The organism is Deinococcus aquaticus, from assembly GCF_028622095.1.
GTDB lineage: Bacteria > Deinococcota > Deinococci > Deinococcales > Deinococcaceae > Deinococcus > Deinococcus aquaticus.
This window is the reverse complement of the sequence record NZ_CP115165.1, coordinates 1,442,195-1,458,671: the sequence shown is the minus strand read 5'-3', so window position 1 is coordinate 1,458,671 and position 16,477 is coordinate 1,442,195. Positions and strand designations below refer to the sequence as shown.

General features: G+C 68.9%; 15 protein-coding genes. 2 read left to right on the top strand and 13 right to left on the bottom strand.

Annotation, left to right across the window (positions count from 1 at the left end):
• Positions 1-98: 98 nt before the first annotated feature.
• Positions 99-581 carry a hypothetical protein gene (locus M8445_RS07075; protein ID WP_273990654.1) on the top strand — a complete coding sequence of 161 codons (483 nt, stop codon included), beginning with the start codon at positions 99-101 and terminating at the stop codon, positions 579-581.
• Positions 582-643: 62 nt separating this feature from the next.
• Here M8445_RS07075 and M8445_RS07070 read toward each other — a convergent pair whose 3' ends face one another.
• The 6 genes from M8445_RS07070 to M8445_RS07045 all read right to left on the bottom strand — a co-directional run bounded on the left by M8445_RS07070 (position 644) and on the right by M8445_RS07045 (position 8,624).
• Complete coding sequence (locus M8445_RS07070; protein WP_273990653.1) at positions 644-2,119, bottom strand: xylulokinase; 1,476 nt, start codon at positions 2,117-2,119, stop codon at positions 644-646.
• Complete coding sequence (locus M8445_RS07065) at positions 2,103-2,930, bottom strand: ATP-binding cassette domain-containing protein (RefSeq protein WP_273990652.1); 828 nt, start codon at positions 2,928-2,930, stop codon at positions 2,103-2,105. The genes M8445_RS07070 and M8445_RS07065 overlap by 17 nt, the downstream gene beginning before the upstream one ends.
• On the bottom strand, positions 2,927-3,919 hold the full coding sequence (locus M8445_RS07060; RefSeq protein WP_099749257.1) for an ABC transporter permease: 993 nt from the start codon (positions 3,917-3,919) through the stop codon (positions 2,927-2,929). The genes M8445_RS07065 and M8445_RS07060 overlap by 4 nt, the downstream gene beginning before the upstream one ends.
• 168 nt (positions 3,920-4,087) lie before the next feature.
• Positions 4,088-5,101: a sugar ABC transporter substrate-binding protein gene (locus M8445_RS07055; RefSeq protein ID WP_273990650.1), complete on the bottom strand. Its 1,014-nt coding sequence runs from the start codon at positions 5,099-5,101 to the stop codon at positions 4,088-4,090.
• Between the two features lie 72 nt (positions 5,102-5,173).
• Entirely contained in the window at positions 5,174-6,271 is a 1,098-nt protein-coding gene (locus M8445_RS07050) for a LacI family DNA-binding transcriptional regulator (protein ID WP_273990648.1), read from the bottom strand.
• Positions 6,272-6,593: 322 nt separating this feature from the next.
• A complete protein-coding gene (locus M8445_RS07045; protein ID WP_273990646.1) occupies positions 6,594-8,624 on the bottom strand; it encodes an HRDC domain-containing protein in 2,031 nt (676 codons plus the stop codon).
• Positions 8,625-8,760: 136 nt separating this feature from the next.
• Between M8445_RS07045 and M8445_RS07040 the strand changes: the two genes are divergently transcribed.
• The gene (locus M8445_RS07040) at positions 8,761-9,969 is read left to right on the top strand and encodes a vWA domain-containing protein (RefSeq protein WP_273990644.1); all 1,209 of its coding nucleotides are present in this window, start codon (positions 8,761-8,763) and stop codon (positions 9,967-9,969) included.
• 203 nt (positions 9,970-10,172) lie between these two features.
• On the opposite strand, the gene M8445_RS07035 is transcribed toward M8445_RS07040, so the two are convergent.
• The 7 genes from M8445_RS07035 to M8445_RS07005 all read right to left on the bottom strand — a co-directional run bounded on the left by M8445_RS07035 (position 10,173) and on the right by M8445_RS07005 (position 16,453).
• A complete protein-coding gene (locus M8445_RS07035) occupies positions 10,173-10,625 on the bottom strand; it encodes a DinB family protein (RefSeq protein ID WP_273990641.1) in 453 nt (150 codons plus the stop codon).
• 79 nt (positions 10,626-10,704) lie between these two features.
• Complete coding sequence (gene mscL, locus M8445_RS07030) at positions 10,705-11,082, bottom strand: large conductance mechanosensitive channel protein MscL (RefSeq protein ID WP_273990640.1); 378 nt, start codon at positions 11,080-11,082, stop codon at positions 10,705-10,707.
• Between the two features lie 195 nt (positions 11,083-11,277).
• On the bottom strand, positions 11,278-11,871 hold the full coding sequence (locus M8445_RS07025) for a DoxX family protein (RefSeq protein WP_273990639.1): 594 nt from the start codon (positions 11,869-11,871) through the stop codon (positions 11,278-11,280).
• 405 nt (positions 11,872-12,276) lie between these two features.
• Positions 12,277-13,779 (bottom strand): DUF512 domain-containing protein, encoded by a 1,503-nt coding sequence (locus tag M8445_RS07020; protein WP_273990638.1) that lies wholly within the window; start codon positions 13,777-13,779, stop codon positions 12,277-12,279.
• Positions 13,780-13,932: 153 nt separating this feature from the next.
• Positions 13,933-14,397: a 6,7-dimethyl-8-ribityllumazine synthase gene (gene ribH / locus M8445_RS07015; protein WP_273990637.1), complete on the bottom strand. Its 465-nt coding sequence runs from the start codon at positions 14,395-14,397 to the stop codon at positions 13,933-13,935.
• Positions 14,398-14,585: 188 nt separating this feature from the next.
• Entirely contained in the window at positions 14,586-15,791 is a 1,206-nt protein-coding gene (locus M8445_RS07010; RefSeq protein WP_273990636.1) for a bifunctional 3,4-dihydroxy-2-butanone-4-phosphate synthase/GTP cyclohydrolase II, read from the bottom strand.
• Positions 15,788-16,453, bottom strand: coding sequence for a riboflavin synthase (locus M8445_RS07005; protein ID WP_273990635.1), 666 nt, complete (start codon positions 16,451-16,453; stop codon positions 15,788-15,790). The genes M8445_RS07010 and M8445_RS07005 overlap by 4 nt, the downstream gene beginning before the upstream one ends.
• Positions 16,454-16,477 lie beyond the last annotated feature (24 nt).

Below are 16,477 nucleotides of genomic sequence, written 5' to 3'. Positions count from 1 at the left end.
AAGTCCCTTCCATCGACCATCAACTTTCAACTGTTCACTCCTCTCACTCTCCGTGTCCGTCAGGCTTCTGCCAGAGTTGGTTTTCTAGGCTGGGCAGCATGAGTTTAGAGGGCCGGTTTGGCAGCGTGACGGAAGGGCTGGCGCTGAGCGCACAGTGGGACGGTTCGCGCCTGAGCGCGCGGGTGGGGGGCTTCACGGACGGCACGGACGTGCAGGTGTGGCTGGCCACGGGCGGTCTGACGGGCCGCGTGGGCGGCGTCACAAGCGGCTGGGACGTGCAGGCGACCATCGAGGCAGGCGTGATGCGCGTCCGGCTGGGCAGCTTCATGGACGGCATTGACGTGACCCTGCAATTCTCGCCGGACGGCGTGACCGGCCGCTACGGCAACTTCACGGCGGGGCAGGACGTGACCCTGCGGCACTACGCGGGCGAGGTGCGTGGGAGGTTCGGGTCGTTCACGCGGGGCGTGGACATCCGCCTGGACCTGGGCGACGTGCCGTTCCCGCTGGGCGTGCTGCTGGGCGTGTGCGCCCTGCACCTGTGGCTGCGGGACGGGCGGCCCCTGACCCCTACCCGCTGACCCCCGCCCGCTGATTCCGGGGGAAGGCGGCCTCTCCCCCACTCTGCACGGATGTTCTGCCGCTACCCGCTGTATTTCAGGACGTGGTACGCGCTGCGGAATCCGGCGCGGCGGGCGGACGGGATGCGCTGCGCGTTGGGGGTCAGAGTGGCGGTGACGGTGGGAGCGGGGGCCGTCCAGGGAACGCCCAGGCCGGTCCAGGCGAGGCGGGCCGCGCCGCGCAGCGAGGCGTCGGGGACGTTCGTGACGTGCAGCGGGCGGTTCAGGGCGTCGGAGAGCAGTTGCTGCCACCAGGGGTCCAGGGTGCCGCCCCCGGCAAGGCGCAGGGGCTGCGCCCGGGGCAGGTTCAGCAGTTCGGCGGCCTGCGCGATGGACAGGGCCACGCCCTCGAAGGCGGCGTAGGCGAGGTGGCCGGGGTCATGGTCGGCGCTCAGGCCCAGCCAGCCGGCGCGGGCATGGGGGTCCAGGTGGGGGGTGCGGTCGCCGGTCAGGTACGGCAGGAACAGCGGGGCGGGGTCCCCGTCGGCCTGCTGCGCGCCGAGGTACATGTCCGGCCAGGAGAGGCGCAGGGTGCGGCGCACCCATTCCAGCACGTTGCCGGCGTTCTGCACGGCGGCCAGCAGGTACCAGCCCTGCGTGGCGTCCCGGAAGGCGTGCAGCGCGCCGTGCGGTTCGGGCAGGTCGGCGCGGCTCAGCGCGAGTTGCGCGCCGGTCCCGACGGTCAGTTGCGCCTCACCGGGGGTGAGGTCGGCGGCGTGCAGGGCGGCGGCGGTGTCGGCCGCGCCGGTCATGACAGGCAGGCCCGGCGGGAGCCCCAGGTCGCGGGCGGGCGTCTCACGCAGAAATCCGGCGACGCTGCCGGACGGCCGGATGGGGGGCAGCAGCGCGGCCGGGAGGCCCAGGCGGTCCAGCAGTTCGGTGTGCCAGTCCTGCCGCTGCGGGTCGAACAGCAGCGTGCCCGAGGCGTCCGAGGGGTCGGTGGCGGCCTCGCCGGTCAGGTGCAGGCGCAGCCAGTCCTTGGGTTGCAGCGCCCAGCGGGCGGCTGCCAGGGTGGCGGGTTCCTGCGCGGCCAGCCACAGCAGGGTGGGGCCGGCGAATCCCGTGACGGGCGGGTTGCGCAGGTGGCGCAGCAACGGCTCTGGCAGCGCGTGGTACGCCGTGAGTTGCGGGGCGCTGCGCGTGTCGGACCACAGCACGGCGGGGCGCAGGGCCTCGCCGGTGGGAGCAGTCAGGGTCACGCCGTGCATCTGGCCGCTGAGGGTCACGGCCTGCACGTGCGCCGGGTCGGTGCCGCGCAGGACGGCCCGCGCCGCTTCCCGCGCGGCCGCCCACCAGTCCTGCGGGTGGCTTTCGGACCAGCCGGGCTGTGGACTGTGGGCCGGGTAGGGGTGCGCGGCGCGGCGCAGGGTGTCGCCGCCCGCCGTGATCAGCGCCGCTTTCAGGCTGCCGGTGCCGAGGTCCAGGGCCAGCACGACGTCCGGCTGGTCGGCCGGACGGGCGGGGTGGGCGGCGGGTGGGGGTTCAGTGGGCCAGGACATCGGCGCTGAGGTCCTCGGCGGCCAGGGCTCCGGTCATGACCGAGACGGTGTCGGCCATGCTGATCTTCCTGGGGTTCAGCAGCGCCGCGCGCTTGCCCATGCGGTGCACGTGAATGCGGTCGGCGATCTCGAACACGTGCGGCATGTTGTGGCTGATCAGGATGACGGGCAGGCCCTTGTCCCGCACCTGCCGGATCAGGTCGAGGACCATGTTGCCCTCGCGCACGCCGAGCGCGGCGGTGGGTTCGTCCATGATGACCACGTGCCGGGCGAAGGCGGCGGCGCGGGCCACGGCGACGCCCTGCCGCTGCCCGCCGGAGAGCGTCTCGACCGGCTGGTTCATGCTCTTGATGGCGAACTGCAGGCCCTGCATGTGCTGCGTGGCCTCGGTCAGCATGCGCTTGCGGTCAATGACTTTCAGCAGACTGCCCAGCGGCCCCCGCACGTACAGTTCGCGGCCCAGGAACAGGTTCTCGGCGATGGTCATGGCGGGCGCCACCGCGAGGTCCTGGTACACGGTCTCGATGCCTTCGCGGCGGGCGTCGCTGGGCGTGCGGAAGTGCACGGGCTTGCCGTCCAGCAGGATCTCGCCCTCGTCGGGAATGACCGCGCCGGACAGCGCCTTGATCAGGCTGCTCTTGCCCGCGCCGTTGTCGCCGATGACGGCCATGATCTCGCCGGGCCGCAGTTCGAAGTCCGCGCCGTTGATGGCGGTCACGTGCCCGTAGCGTTTGATCAGGCCGCGCGCCTGCATGACCAGCGGCGCCGGGGTATGGGCGGGGGTGGGAACGGGCATGGTCGCAGCGGTCATGACTTCCTCCGGGAGAACTGGTCGGTGGCGACCGCCAGGATGATCAGGATGCCGGTGATCAGGTTCTGGTACACGCTGTCCAGGCCCATGAAGGTCAGGCCCGAGCGGAACACGCCGACAATCAGCACGCCGATCAGGGTACCCATCACGTTGCCGCGCCCGCCGAACAGGCTGGTGCCGCCGATCACGACGGCCGTGATGCTCTCCAGGTTCTCGGTGGTGCCGGCCTCGGGGGACGCGCCGCCGATGCGTTCGAGCAGCAGCAGGGCCGCCACGCCGTACAGCACGCCGGCGAAGGTGTACACGCTGAGCAGCAGGCGGTTCTGGGGAATGCCGCTCAGGCGCACCGCTTCGGGGTTGTTGCCCAGCGCGTAGATGTGCCGGCCCGGCGCAGTGAAGTTCAGGTACAGCCACGTGGCGAAGAACAGCGCGACCATCAGCAGGCTGCCGTACGTGAACGGCGTGCCGAACACCGTGAAGCGCTGCGCGAGGAAGGTCAGGCCGTCGGCGGGCATGGGGACGCTGGTGGCCTTCGAGTAGATCTTCACGGCGGCAAACACGATGGAGTACATGCCGAGCGTCACGATGAACGGCGGGAGTTTCCATTTCGTGATCAGCAGGCCGTTCAGCCAGCCGACGAACGCGCCGACCGCGAAGCCCGCCAGGATCGCCAGCGGAATGGGCACGCCCTGCTCGACGGCCAGTTTGCCGATCACCATGCTGGCCAGTGCCATGATCATGCCGCAGCTCAGGTCGATGCCGGCGGTCAGGATGATCAGGGTCTGCGCGATGGCGATCACGCCGATGAACGACGCCTGCTGCAGGATCAGGGAGAAGGTGCCCAGCGTGAGGAAGCGGTCGGACTGCGTGGCAAAGAAGATGCAGGCGACCAGCAGGGCGATCAGGGGGCCCAGCGTGCTGAGGTTCGGGAGTTTCAGTCCGGTGCGGGCGGCGGGCGCGGCGGTGGGTGGCGCAGTGGGTGGCGTCATACGCAGGGTTCTCCGGGTGGGGGGGAAGAAAAAAGAGTCACGGCTGGGCGGTGGTGACCGCTGACGTGACTCCGGTAGGGGAACAGCTGGGCCAGTGTGGAAGGTGAACCCGCGCTGGGGGTGGGTCAGGAACTTCAGGTGGTGCCTGGGTCCCTGACCCGCGCGGACTTACTGACCCCAGCAGTTGGCGAGGCCGAACTTGCCGTTCTGGCTCTTGACGCCCGCGGCGGCCTTGTTGGTGATCAGGGTGACGCCGGTGTCGGTGTAGCCGCTGACCTTCTTGCCGGTCTTGGCGTAGTTCACGCCGGCGGCGACGCCCATGCTGGCCATCTTCAGGGGGTACTGCTGGCTGGTCGCGCCGATCACGCCCGCCTCGACGTTGCGGATGCCGGCGCAGCCACCGTCGACCGAGACGATCAGCACGTCCTTCTCGCGCCCGGCGGCTTTCAGGGCCTGGTAGGCTCCGGCGGCGGCGGGTTCGTTGATGGTGTACACCACGTTGATGTCCGGGTTCTTCTGCAGACAGTTTTCCATGGCAGTCTGGCCCTTGGTCTGGTCGCCGAAGGAGTCCTGCGCGCAGGCCACGCCGGTGTTCACGATGTCCTTGGTGCTGGCCGTGATGCCCTTGACGCCGAAGCCGGCCAGGAAGCCGTTGTGGCGGGCGATGCCGACCGGGTGACCGGGGAACAGGTCGAGCGCGGCGATCACGGCTTTCTTGTTACCCATGGCTTTCTTGGCCCACTGGCCGATCAGGATGCCCGCCTGGTAGTTGTTGGTGGCGAACAGCGCGTCGACGCCGCTGGCAGGTTCGGTGGGGCTGTCGAGCGCGATGACCATCACGCCGGCGGCGCGGGCCTTGGTGATGGCGGGCACGATGGCCTTGGAGTCGCTGGGGGTGATCAGGATGGTCTTGGCGCCGGCGGCGACCATGTTCTCGATGGCGGCGACCTGCCCGGCGTTGTCACCGTCGGCTTTCCCGGCGGCGGTCAGCAGCTTGGCGCCCAGGCGGGTGGCTTCCTTCTGCGCGCCCTCTTTCATCTTCACGAAGAAGGGGTTGGTTTCGGTCTTGGTGATCAGGCCGATCACGGGTTGCGCGCTGCTCTGGGCCTGCACGGTGCTGATGGTAAAGGCGGCGGCGCTGGCGAGGACGGCGGTGGCGGCGATCAGTTTGGCGTGGCGCATGGTGGGTCTCCTGGGGGGGGGTATGAGAGGTCGGGTGCGGGGTGGGCGGGCAGAGGCCGGGCGCAGGCAGTGCTAGGCGCGGGGTGGACCGGCAGAGGGAGGAACGGGCGGGTGACTGGAGGTGGCGGGGCGGGCTGGATCACGGCTGGACGCATTGGCCCTGGGCTGGCCCGGAGGCCCGGTGGAGTGACGGATGATCAGGGTGGTGGGCAGCTGGACTCGGGCCGCTGACTTCGTGCGGGTGCGGCCCAGTAGGGCGATCAGTTGCTCGCAGGCCTGCACGCCCAGGTCGTAGGCGGGCTGCGCCACGACGGTCAGGGGGGGGGTCATGGTCTGCGCCCAGCGGGAATCGTCGAAGCCCACGATGCTCAGGTCGGCCGGGATGTGCAGGTTCAGGGCGCGGGCGGCCAGGACGGCGCCCACGGTCATCTCGTTGTTCCCCACGAACAGCGCGGTGGGGCGGCGGTCGGCCGGGAGGCTCAGCAGGTGCATGGCGGCGCGGTACCCGTCGTCCTCGCGGTGGTTGCCGGACAGGACCAGGGCCGGGTCGTAGGTCAGTCCAGCGGCTTCCAGCGCGGCGCGGTAGGCGTCGTGGCGTTGCGTGGCGGTGCTGATGTCCTGCTGGCCCACGATCATGCCGATGCGGGTGTGCCCCAATTCGATCAGGTGCCGGGTGGCGGCCGCGCCGCCGCCTGCGTTGTCGGTGGTGACGGTGGTGGCGTCCGGGTTGCCGGTCACGCGGTCGAGTTCCACGACCGGCAGGTCCGGCATGGCTTTCAGGTGCTCGCGCGCTCCGCTGGTGGGGACCAGGATCAGGCCCTGGGGCAGGTGGCCGCGCAGGGTTTCCAGGGCGCGGCGTTCCTTGGCGGGTTCCTCGTCGCTGTTGAACAGGAAGGCCACGTAACCGTGCCGGTCGGCGGCGTCCTGAATGCCCTTGGCGAGCGTGGCGTGGAAGGGGTTCAGGATGTCCGTGACGACCACGCCGATGGTGCGGGTCTCGCCCTGGCGCAGGCTACGGGCCAGCACGTTCGGCTGGTACCCGAGCTGCTGCGCGGCGCTCAGCACGCGTTCGCGGGTGGACTGGGCAACCATGTCGGGGCGGCTCAGCGCGCGGGAGGCGGTGGCCGTGGAAACCTGGGCGAGCTGGGCGACATCCTGAATACTGGCCATGCGGGTCACCTCCCTGCGGGTGAATGAGACGGACGTCCGCACGCGGCGCGCGGCGGCACGGGACATGCAACGCCGTAGGCCGGCGAGGCATTTCGGAAACAGGTGGAAAAGTACGGCTGGGTGCTTGTTTCCCAGACAAGGAAACACTCTTGCAAACGATTACATTGAGGTGTCGTTAGTGTGCACTCATCTGCCAGCCCTGTCAATCCCCTGACTCGCCGTCAAATTGGACCCGGTTCACACACGGCCTGTCGTCACACGGCAGGGGGGCGGCGGGCAGGGAGTCCGTCTCCCCTGCCCGCCGCCCCCCTGAGTGCGCGTGTCAGCCGCGCACGATTTCCAGAATCTTCTCGCCGTACTTGCGCAGACGCTCGGGGCCCATGCCGCGCACCTCGTGCAGATCAGCCTCGGTGTACGGCACGCGACGCGCGATCTCGGCCAGGGTCGCGTTGCTCGCCACGATGAACCGGCTGATCTCCTGCCGCTTGGCCTCGGCGTTGCGCCAGTCGCGCAGGCGGGCGTACACCTCCGCCTGCTCGTCACTGAGGTCCGCCGCCGGGTCCTCCCTGCCGCCCGGCAGGTCCGGCGTGAGCAGCACGGGCGTCACGTCCGCCACGGGCAGCGGCTGACGATCCCGCACGGGGCGCCCGGCACCCCGGTCAGGGCGGCCCTCACCGCGTCCGGCACCCCGGCCCTCATTGCGGCCCTCGCTGCGGCCACGACCACCACGACCTTCCGTCCGTGGCGCTTCCAGGCCAGTCGCCTCTGACCCGGACATCCCGGCGGTCTGAACGTCGGGCCGTTCCGCCTCCACGGGCGCGTCTGCGCTGCCGGTACTGATCGGCGCGGGCAGCGGCGCCGGGGCGATCTCCGGCGTGCTGGACGGCGAATCGCTGAACACGATCTCCGGCTCCCAGGTTTCCTCCGGCGCGGAGTCCAGCGCAGGGGCCACAGCGGCGGGCGTCACGGGAGCGGCGGGGCGATCCAGGACGGCCTGCACGGGGTTGTCCTGCACAGGGTTGTCCTGGATGGAGTTGAACTGTGTGGGGTTGACCTGTGCAGGACCGGCGTGGGCAGGAGCCTCGAAGGTCACGCGCTCAGGCTGCGCCGCACCTGACCGGTCACGGCCCCGCTCGCCCGGCCGGTCGGCAGGACGACCCTGCGGGCGGGCATCCTCGCGCAGCGGTGCGTCCGACTGCGGCAGATCACGCGCCGCACCGTCCCTGGGGGCGGTGTCCTGGGTGGCGCTGTCACGGGCGGCGCTGTCACTCCGGCCGTCGGCAGCGCGGCCCTCGGAACGCTCGTCCGGGCGGCCCTCACGGCGGAACTCGTCGCGGCGCCCGCGTGAGAAGCGGTCACCTCCACGGTCCGGGCGGTCGCGACGGCCGGACCGGAACTCACGGCGCTCCTCGCCCCGGCCGCCGCGCCCCGCGTCGCCCTGAGCGGCCTCCGGGTCACGCGGCGCGGCGCTCTCCTGGCTGACCTGCCCCTGGCCTGTGGGCGCGGCGCCGGCACCCTGCTGGCTGGCACCTTGCTGGCTAGAACTATGGCTGGCGCCTTGCTGCGCCGCCTCGCCCTGCAGCAGGGCCAGGGTCACGCTCAGGTCCTCCAGGCCCGGCGTGACCAGCACGCCCCCGCTGACGCTGCGCGCAGCGGCCAGTACCCCGCCCGAGGGGGCGGTCGTGTCGGCCACGGCGTCCGGGGCCAGCAGCAGCGCGGTCGGCCCGGCCGGTTGCGCCGCGCCGCCCAGCCGCTCAGCCAGTTGCGCGGTCGTGCGGGCCGCGCGGGCCAGTCGCAGCGGCAGGGTCGCGGCGTCCCGCAGGGCCAGCGACACGCTCAGGTCACTGGGCGGCGCGCCCACCACGTCGGGGCAACTGGCAGGGCCAAACAGCGCCGTCAGCGGGGCGTCGCCGTGGCCGGTCAGGGTCACGCTGTCGCGGTACACGACCAGCGCCGCGCCGCGCCGCAACCAGTCGCCGCCCGGGGCGAGGGTCGCGTCGGCCATCACGGGCACCCCAGCGCGGCGGGCGCGGTCCAGGTCGTCCGCGCTGGGTTCCATCAGCCACACGGCGCGCGCGCCGCGCCAGTCGGCGTCCAGGGTCGCGGCGGCCAGTCCGGCGTCGGCCAGGGCGTCCCGGTTAAAGCGGACGCGGGGGTCCACGCGCAGCGTGCCGCTGCCCAGCTGCGCGGCCAGCTGGCGGGCCAGGGCAGCGTGATCACGCAGCAGCAGGCCCCAGTCGGCGCCTTCCAGCGCGGCCAGGGCACCGGCCAGCCGGGCCTGCGGGTCGCCGCGTTCGGCGTGCAGGCGCACGAGGCGGGCGTCAGGACGCAGGGAGGCAGGAGCATCAGTCATACCCTCCATTGTGACGCACCCGGCCCAGCGGTTGGAATAGCGGGCCGGTACGGCGACGTTCACGCGCGTGAAAGGCCCAGACCCTTACAAAGTGCCGCCCGGAAACGCGCCATGCTGGGAGTGAACGGAGGTCTTCATGGCGCGCATTACCCGGTACAGCAAGTTCGAGGGGGAACTGGATCAGCTGGATTCCAGTGAACTGATGCAGATGATTCAGGAAGCGCTGCTGGGGCAGGGCATGAACGACCCGTACGACCCGGACCCGAACGCCCGGCCCAGCATGGACGACCTGTTCGACGCGATCCTGGAAGCGCTGGCCGAGCGCGGCATGATCCCGGAAGATCAGCTGCTGGAGGCCATGCAGGCCGACGACATCCGCGAGACGGGCCTGGGGCAGCAGATTCAGCAGTTGATGGACCGCCTGCAACAGGAAGGTTTCATCCGCAAGGAGTTCGAGGATGGCGAGGGAGGCGGCGCGGGTGAACCCGGCGACGCGAAATTCCAGCTGACCGACAAGAGCATCGATTTCCTGGGGTACAAGAGCCTGCGGGACCTGATGGGCGGCCTGGGCCGCAGCAGCGCGGGCGCGCACGACACCCGCGAGTACGCCAGCGGCGTCGAGATGACCGGCGAACTGAAATCCTACGAGTTCGGGGACACCATGAACCTCGACACGACCGCCACGCTGGGCAACGTGATCAGTAAAGGCTTCGAGAACCTCGAGGAGTCGGATCTGGTGATCCGGCAGGCCGAGTACAACAGTTCGGCGGCGACGGTGGTGCTGCTGGACTGCTCTCACTCCATGATCCTGTACGGCGAGGACCGCTTCACGCCCGCCAAGCAGGTGGCGCTGGCGCTGGCGCACCTGATCCGCACGCAGTACCCGGGCGACACCGTGAAGTTCGTGCTGTTCCACGACAGCGCCGAGGAAGTGCCAGTATCCAAACTGGCGCAGGCACAGATCGGGCCGTACCACACGAACACGGCGGGCGGCCTGCGACTGGCGCAGCAGCTGCTCAAGCGTGAGAACAAGGACATGAAGCAGATCGTGATGATCACAGACGGGAAGCCCAGCGCCCTGACCCTCCCGGACGGCCGCATCTACAAGAACGCGTACGGCCTGGACCCCTACGTGCTGGGCGCGACGCTGCGCGAGGTCGCCAACTGCCGCCGCAGCGGCATTCAGGTGAACACGTTCATGCTGGCCCGCGACCCGGAACTGGTGGGTTTCGTGCGCCGCGTCAGCGAGATGACGCGCGGCAAGGCGTACTTCACGACGCCGCAGAACATCGGGCAGTACGTGCTGATGGACTTCGTGACGAACAAGACCAAACTGGTGAACTGAACGCCGGGACGAACGCAAAAAGGCCGCTGGCAGCGTGAATCCGCCAGCGGCTCTTTCTGATTTACTACCTGACGTGCTGTTCGCTGCTTCCCGGCTGACTCATACGGGTTCCGGGCGTGGAGTTGACAATCGAAACCCGTTCCTCTCCCACTCGCATCCGCACGGATTGAACGGCTTCGCAAGCCATTCACTCGGAGGCCGTATCAGCCCATCTTGACGAACATGGGCGGTTTGACGCCCACCATGCGGGCCATGACCCACACCTGTCCCTTGTGGTGCGCCTCGTGGGTGATGATCATGTCCAGCAGGGCGGTGACGGGCATCTCGCGGCCGCCGAAGGCCGGGACGCGCCGGGCGAGGTCGTCGTCGGTCAGGGCGCTGATGGCGGCCAGGGCCAGTTCGTTGGTGTCCCACAGGCGGCCGCGCGCCTCGGTGAGGGTCTGGCTGGGTTCCGGGGCGAGGGCGGGAGCCTGCCCCTGGATCATGCTGAGGAAGCGGGTGGCGCTGACCGACAGGTGGTCGGCCTGCGCCATGAAGTTCATGCCGCCTTCCCAGGCGCTGAAGGTGCCCTGGTCCTCCGGCAGTTGCTCGTAGAGGTCCATCAGGGCGGCGCGGTGCATCTGGAAGGCGCGGGCGTAGTTCGCGGATCGGGTCATGCCCAGCAGGATAAGGGCGCGGCCCTCACACCAGTGGGGGCCGCGCTTCAGTCGGGGGCTGTCAATCGGGGGCTGGGGTTCAGCGGGTGCGCAGGGCGTCGCGGATTTCCATCAGGAGCTTCTCTTCGTTGGTGGGGCCGGCGGGTGCGGCGTCGGCGGGCTTGGTCATGCGTTCGCGCATCTTGTTGTAGGGCACGACGACCACGGAGTAGATGACGGCCATGGTGAGCAGGAAGGTGATCAGGGCCGTGATGAACAGGCCGTAATCGAAGTCCACGCCGTTGACCGTGAACTTGCCGCCGATGGCGCCGCCGCCCGTGACGAGCTTGATGAGCGGGTTGATGAAGGCGTTCGAGAAGGCCGTGACGAGGGCCGCGAAGGCCGCGCCGGTGACGACGGCAATGGCGAGGTCGACGATGTTGCCGCGCATGATGAAATCCCGGAATCCGCTGATCATGCGTGAAGTTTTACACTCTGTTCATCAGATAGCAATGCAATTCACACAAGGTTGTCTAGGTGATTTCAGGGGGGATGTGGGGTATTTCAGGTTAAAACATCCCTCTTTCTGCTACCAATCGCAGACAACCCCCCCCAGCGGGCCATACCACTTGCGCCGCCCGCCCTCGTCAGGCCAGAGCGCCCGCACCAGAAGTCAGGTGCGCAGACTGGCGGCCGGCCGCAGGGTGTCACGCGCTGCGTCCTGCTCGGCGCTTTCCATCATCCGCGCCCCCCGCATGGTCGCCCCGACCACCAGACCACCCGCGATCAAGATCAGGTTCTTCAGGATGTACTGCCCTTCCAGATTCGGGACCAGCGGCACGAACTTGAACGTCTCGGTGGGAAAGAACACCAGCGGTAGGAACGTCCCGGCCATCTGCGCGAACAGCAGGACCAGCGTGACCCGCATGAAGCGGCCTGTCAGCAGGCCCAGCCCGATCAGGCACTCCCAGGTCGCCAGGACCGGCAGGCTCACCTGCGGCGGCACCAGCCCGAACGTCAGGACCGAGATGGTCCGCGTGGCCAGCGCCTCGGCGGAACTGAGGCCCGGAAAGAACTTCTGCGCGCCGAACCACACGAAAATCAGCCCCAGCGCCAGCCGCAGCAGCGTCACACCGTGCCGTACCCACCAGCCCACCAGCCGCAGTTCAAGGGCATCGACCTTCTGCGCCAGCGGCGCGGCGTCCCGGCGGGGCGGAACGGTCAGGGTGGTCGCGAGGCGCGATTCGATGAAAGGAGTTTTTCGCATGGTGGAACCTCCGGCGCGTGGCCTGGAACGTGAAGCGGTGACGGTGAAATCCAGGCTGGCCGCGTGAAGGATTCACCGCAGCCACCCGGCCTGCCCCGAACACTTGCCGGGTCCTGAACAGTCATATGCGCCGCAGTCCCGATCGGATGACGGGCCGGTCAGTCTGGCCGCCACATGAAGGGGCCGCCAACCATCCGGGTGTCCACACGCGGCCCGGCTGTTAGGACTCCTGTCTGTTCAGTCCGACGATCCGTTCTGCGCTGAAACGACGGGAAACACCCGGTGCGCGACCGGGTGCGTGTGCGGTGTTCTACACGCGACCACGACAGGGGCGGCAGCCTCAGCCGGGCCAGATGTACGCCCGCTGAGGCTGCCGCCCCCGTTCCCTGCCCTGTACCTTTCCGCTTAAGCCTGACCGCGCATGTTCTGCTCGGCCACCTGCACGGACGCCGGTTCCTCGCGCCCGCTGTCCTTCACGGCGTGCGCGCTCATGCCCCACTGGTGACCGCTGCTCTGCGCGCCCTGAAGAATCACGCGGGCCAGTTCGCCCAGCGTCGCGCCGCCCGGCCGGATGTCCATGCGCAGCTCGGAGCGCAGTTCGTCCAGGCTCACGTCGTCCAGCATCAGTTCCGTGCCGTAACGCAGCGTGGTGGGCGGCACGATCAGCAGGTCGGCCTCGCCGGGCTTGATGGCGTGCCGGAAGCAGCGGCCCGTCAGCAGGCCCGCCACGGTCGTGACCTTCCCGAAGGTCTTGTTCTCGATGGCCCGCACCTCCAGGGTCAGGCCCCCGATGGCCCGCAGCGGCTCGACCGCGCGGTCCAGGGACTCCGCGAACAGCGAGCCTGTCCCCAGAATCACGCGCCGGGGCTCGGGCAGCGCCGCCGGGAGTTCCGGCAGGGCCTCGGTCAGGAAGTCGCGGATCATGCCCACGCCGTTTTCCAGCATCGGGAAGCCCTCGTACTCCTCCTCGGTCGGCAGCGGCTCGCCGGCCAGCAGGTACAGTTCGTCGCTGGGGAACACGAAGCGCGTGCCCCGCTCGTTCAGGAACTTGCGGCGCCACACGTTCAGGCGGCGCAGGCTGTCCTGCGCTTCCTCCCGCGTGAAGGTCCGCACGTCCGGCAGGTTCGTGCGGTGACTCGTCAGGCCGATCGGCACGACCGCCGCGCTGATCACGTTCGGACGGCTCGCGAGGTACTCCACGGTCTCGTCGAGGTTCTCGCGGTCGTTGCGTTCCGGGACCAGCACGATCTGCGTGTACAGGTCGATCTGCTCCAGACGCTCGATCATGGAGCGGATCTGCACGGCCTGCTGGTCTTTGACCTTCAGGCGCCACCACTTCATCATGTCCTGCCGCAGGTCCTGGTTCGCCGTGTGAACCGACACGTACAGCGGCGAGAGGTTCTCGTTCTCGATCCGCACGATGTCGTTCTCGGAGAGGTTCGTCAGGGTCACGAACGACCCGTACAGGAACGAGAGGCGGTAATCGTCGTCCATGATGTACAGGCTCTTGCGGAAGCCGCGCGGCATCTGATGCACGTAACAGAAATCGCACTTGTTCGCGCACTTCTTGATGCCGTCGAACAGCACCTCCTCGAACTCCAGACCCGGGTCCTCCCACTCCACGTCGAACGTGAAGGTGTCCTCCAGACTGGGCGCAGTCGGCAGGAACAACCGGTGGTGATCCTGCGCGGTGCCCGCCACGCCCGTCATGACGCGCGGAGCTTCCTGCGGCCGGGCGATCTCCAGCGTCGCGCGCCCCTGCGACAGCGCGTGCCGGTATGCCAGGACGTCCGTTACCGGCTCACCGTTCACGCGCAGCAGCACGTCACCCGGCTGTACGCCCGCCCGCTCTGCCGCGCTGCCACCCTCGACCGATTTGATCGGTGCGGGAAAAACCTGATCCTGCATATTCTCAGCTGCCGTCACAACACATCACCCCTTTTCGGGACTCCAGTGGCGGCCCCGCATCAAGCACAACAGCATAACAACCCCGTTCACAGCCGGGTGTGAGTCAAAGCGGGATTGGCGAAGGGAGGTGGGAACGCCTCCCCCGCACCCCGCCTAGCCGATCTGTTTCAGCAGGTTCACGGTCTCGATCATCGCCAGGACCGCCTCGCCGCCCTTGTTCCCAGCCTTGATCCCGGCGCGGTTCAGAGCCTGCTCGACCGTATCAGTGGTCAGCACCCCGAACGCCACCGGCACGCCCGTGTGCAGGCTGGTGTTCAGGATGCCGTTCGCCGCGCCGCCTGCCACGAAATCGTAGTGGTCCGTGTCGCCCTTGATGACGGCCCCCAAGCACACCACCGCGTCGTACTTCCCACTTTCAGCAAGTTTGCGAGCGATCAGCGGTACCTCGTAACTGCCCGGCGCCAGAAACTGGTCCAGGTTCTCGGTCTTCCCACCGTGCTGCACGAACGCCAGCTCCGCCCCCTCCACCAGACGGTCCACGATCAGGTGGTTCCAGCGGGTACTGACAACAGCGAACTTCAGGTCGGTGGCGAGCAGATTGGCTTCAATTCGGTTCATGGTGGGTCTCCTGTGAATGGGGATGTAAGCAGTGGGCTATATGGACTTGGCAGATGGGGAGAGGCGATAACGCTGCGGAAAAACCCCTCCGCCCTTCGGGCACCTCCCCTCAAGGGGAGGCAAGGATCTGTTGTTGGCTCCCCTTGAGGGGAGCTGGCCGCGAAGCGGACTGAGGGGTTCTCCGCCGCTCAGTCCCCGCTGCCGTCCGTGCCGATGTGGCCGAGTTTGGCGGCTTTGGTGCTGAGGTACGCGGTGTTGTGTTCGTTGTGCCCGACGTGGAGGGGCACGCGTTCGACGACTTCCAGGCCGAAGCCGCCCAGGGAGTGCAGTTTGCGGGGGTTGTTCGTCAGGACGCGCAGTTGCCGGGCGCCGAGCAGGTGAAGCATCTGGGCGCCGATGCCGAAGTCGCGGGCGTCGGCGGGAAAGCCGAGTTGCAGGTTCGCTTCGACGGTGTCGGCGCCGCCGTCTTGCAGGTGGTACGCGCGGATCTTGTTGAGCAGGCCGATGCCGCGCCCCTCCTGCCGCAGGTACACGAGGACGCCGCGTCCCTCGGCGGCGATGGCCTGCATGGCCGCGTCGCGCTGCGGGCCGCAGTCGCAGCGCAGGCTGTGGAAGCCGTCGCCGGTCAGGCATTCGCTGTGTACGCGCACCAGCATCGGCTCTGGCGTGATGTCGCCCATGACGAGTGCGACGTGCTCGGCGCCGGTCAGGGAGTCCTCGAAGCCGACAATGCGGAACTCGCCGTGCTCGGTGGGCAGCTTCGCTTCCGCGACGAGCTGCATGAACGGGTCGTGTTCCATGCGGTAGGCAATCAGCGCCTCGATGCTGCCGACCTTCAGCCCGTGCCGCTCGCCGAAGGCGAGAAGGTCCGGCAGGCGGCTCATCTCGCCGTCATCGCCCATGATCTCGCAGATCACACCGACCGGCGCGAAGCCCGCCAGCCGCGCCAGATCGCACCCGGCCTCGGTGTGCCCGGCGCGGCGCAGCACCCCGCCGGGCCGCGCCACGAGCGGAAAGATGTGTCCCGGACGGCGGAAATCCATGGACTTCGCCGCGTCGTCCATCAGGGCGGCGATGGTGGCGGCGCGGTCGAAGGCACTGATGCCGGTGCTGTTGCTCACGTGATCCACGCTGACGGTGAACGCCGTGCCGTTCGGGTCGGTACTGCTGCCTACCATGGGTGTCAGGTCCAAGACGCGGGCGCGGTCGGGCGTGAGCGTCACGCAGATCAGGCCGCGCCCCTCGCGCGCCATGAAGTTCACCCACTCGGGCGTCGCCGTGGCGGCGGGCATCAGCAGATCACCCTCGTTCTCGCGGTTCTCGTCGTCCACCAGAATCACGGGCCGCCCCGCGCGCAGTTCCGCCAGCAGGTCAGGAATGGAGGCTAGGCTCATGCGCCTACCCCCTGCTCCGGCTGTCCGGGCTGTTCGGGCGTCCAGTCGCGCATCAGGATCAGGCGCTCGACGTACTTGGCCATCTGGTCCGCCTCCAGGTTCACTTTCGTGCCGGCTGCCCAGGTGTGCAGGGTGGTGACCTCCAGGGTATGCGGCACGAGCCACAGCGTGAACTCGTCGGGGCGCAGGTCGGCGCGGCTACCGGCGGGGCCGCCCGCGTCCACGACGGTCAGGCTCACGCCGTCCACCGTGACGCTGCCCTTCGGCACGAGGTAGCGCGCGAGGTGCGGCGCGGCGCGCACGTTCATGGTGTACGCGCCGGGCTGGGCGTCCACGCGCAGGATCTCGCCCACCCCGTCCACATGCCCGCTCACCACGTGCCCGCCGAAACGCGCCTGGGCGGTCATGGCACGTTCCAGATTGACTTTCGTGCCCTCCCGCCAGTGCGGCGCAGTCTTGGCGATGGTCTCGCGACTGAGGTCCACGGTGAAGCCCGCCGCATCCCAGGTGGTCACGGTCAGGCAGGTGCCGTTCACGGCGATGCTCTCGCCGAGTTCCACGTCGGCCCACATGCGGGCGGGCTGGATGGTGACGGTCAGGTTGCCTTCGTTGTCAGTGGTGCGGGCGATGACGCCCACCTGTTCGATGATTCCAGTAAACATGCTTTGACCTCGGGTGGAGCGAGG

Bases quoted from the DNA above. Each gene is read 5' to 3' on its own strand.
- M8445_RS07075 (WP_273990654.1), top strand. From the start codon at position 99: ATGAGTTTAGAGGGCCGGTTTGGCAGCGTGACGGAAGGGCTGGCGCTG.
- M8445_RS07070 (WP_273990653.1), bottom strand. From the start codon at position 2,119: ATGTCCTGGCCCACTGAACCCCCACCCGCCGCCCACCCCGCCCGTCCG.
- M8445_RS07065 (WP_273990652.1), bottom strand. From the start codon at position 2,930: ATGACCGCTGCGACCATGCCCGTTCCCACCCCCGCCCATACCCCGGCG.
- M8445_RS07060 (WP_099749257.1), bottom strand. From the start codon at position 3,919: ATGACGCCACCCACTGCGCCACCCACCGCCGCGCCCGCCGCCCGCACC.
- M8445_RS07055 (WP_273990650.1), bottom strand. From the start codon at position 5,101: ATGCGCCACGCCAAACTGATCGCCGCCACCGCCGTCCTCGCCAGCGCC.
- M8445_RS07050 (WP_273990648.1), bottom strand. From the start codon at position 6,271: ATGGCCAGTATTCAGGATGTCGCCCAGCTCGCCCAGGTTTCCACGGCC.
- M8445_RS07045 (WP_273990646.1), bottom strand. From the start codon at position 8,624: ATGACTGATGCTCCTGCCTCCCTGCGTCCTGACGCCCGCCTCGTGCGC.
- M8445_RS07040 (WP_273990644.1), top strand. From the start codon at position 8,761: ATGGCGCGCATTACCCGGTACAGCAAGTTCGAGGGGGAACTGGATCAG.
- M8445_RS07035 (WP_273990641.1), bottom strand. From the start codon at position 10,625: ATGACCCGATCCGCGAACTACGCCCGCGCCTTCCAGATGCACCGCGCC.
- mscL (WP_273990640.1), bottom strand. From the start codon at position 11,082: ATGATCAGCGGATTCCGGGATTTCATCATGCGCGGCAACATCGTCGAC.
- M8445_RS07025 (WP_273990639.1), bottom strand. From the start codon at position 11,871: ATGCGAAAAACTCCTTTCATCGAATCGCGCCTCGCGACCACCCTGACC.
- M8445_RS07020 (WP_273990638.1), bottom strand. From the start codon at position 13,779: ATGCAGGATCAGGTTTTTCCCGCACCGATCAAATCGGTCGAGGGTGGC.
- ribH (WP_273990637.1), bottom strand. From the start codon at position 14,397: ATGAACCGAATTGAAGCCAATCTGCTCGCCACCGACCTGAAGTTCGCT.
- M8445_RS07010 (WP_273990636.1), bottom strand. From the start codon at position 15,791: ATGAGCCTAGCCTCCATTCCTGACCTGCTGGCGGAACTGCGCGCGGGG.
- M8445_RS07005 (WP_273990635.1), bottom strand. From the start codon at position 16,453: ATGTTTACTGGAATCATCGAACAGGTGGGCGTCATCGCCCGCACCACT.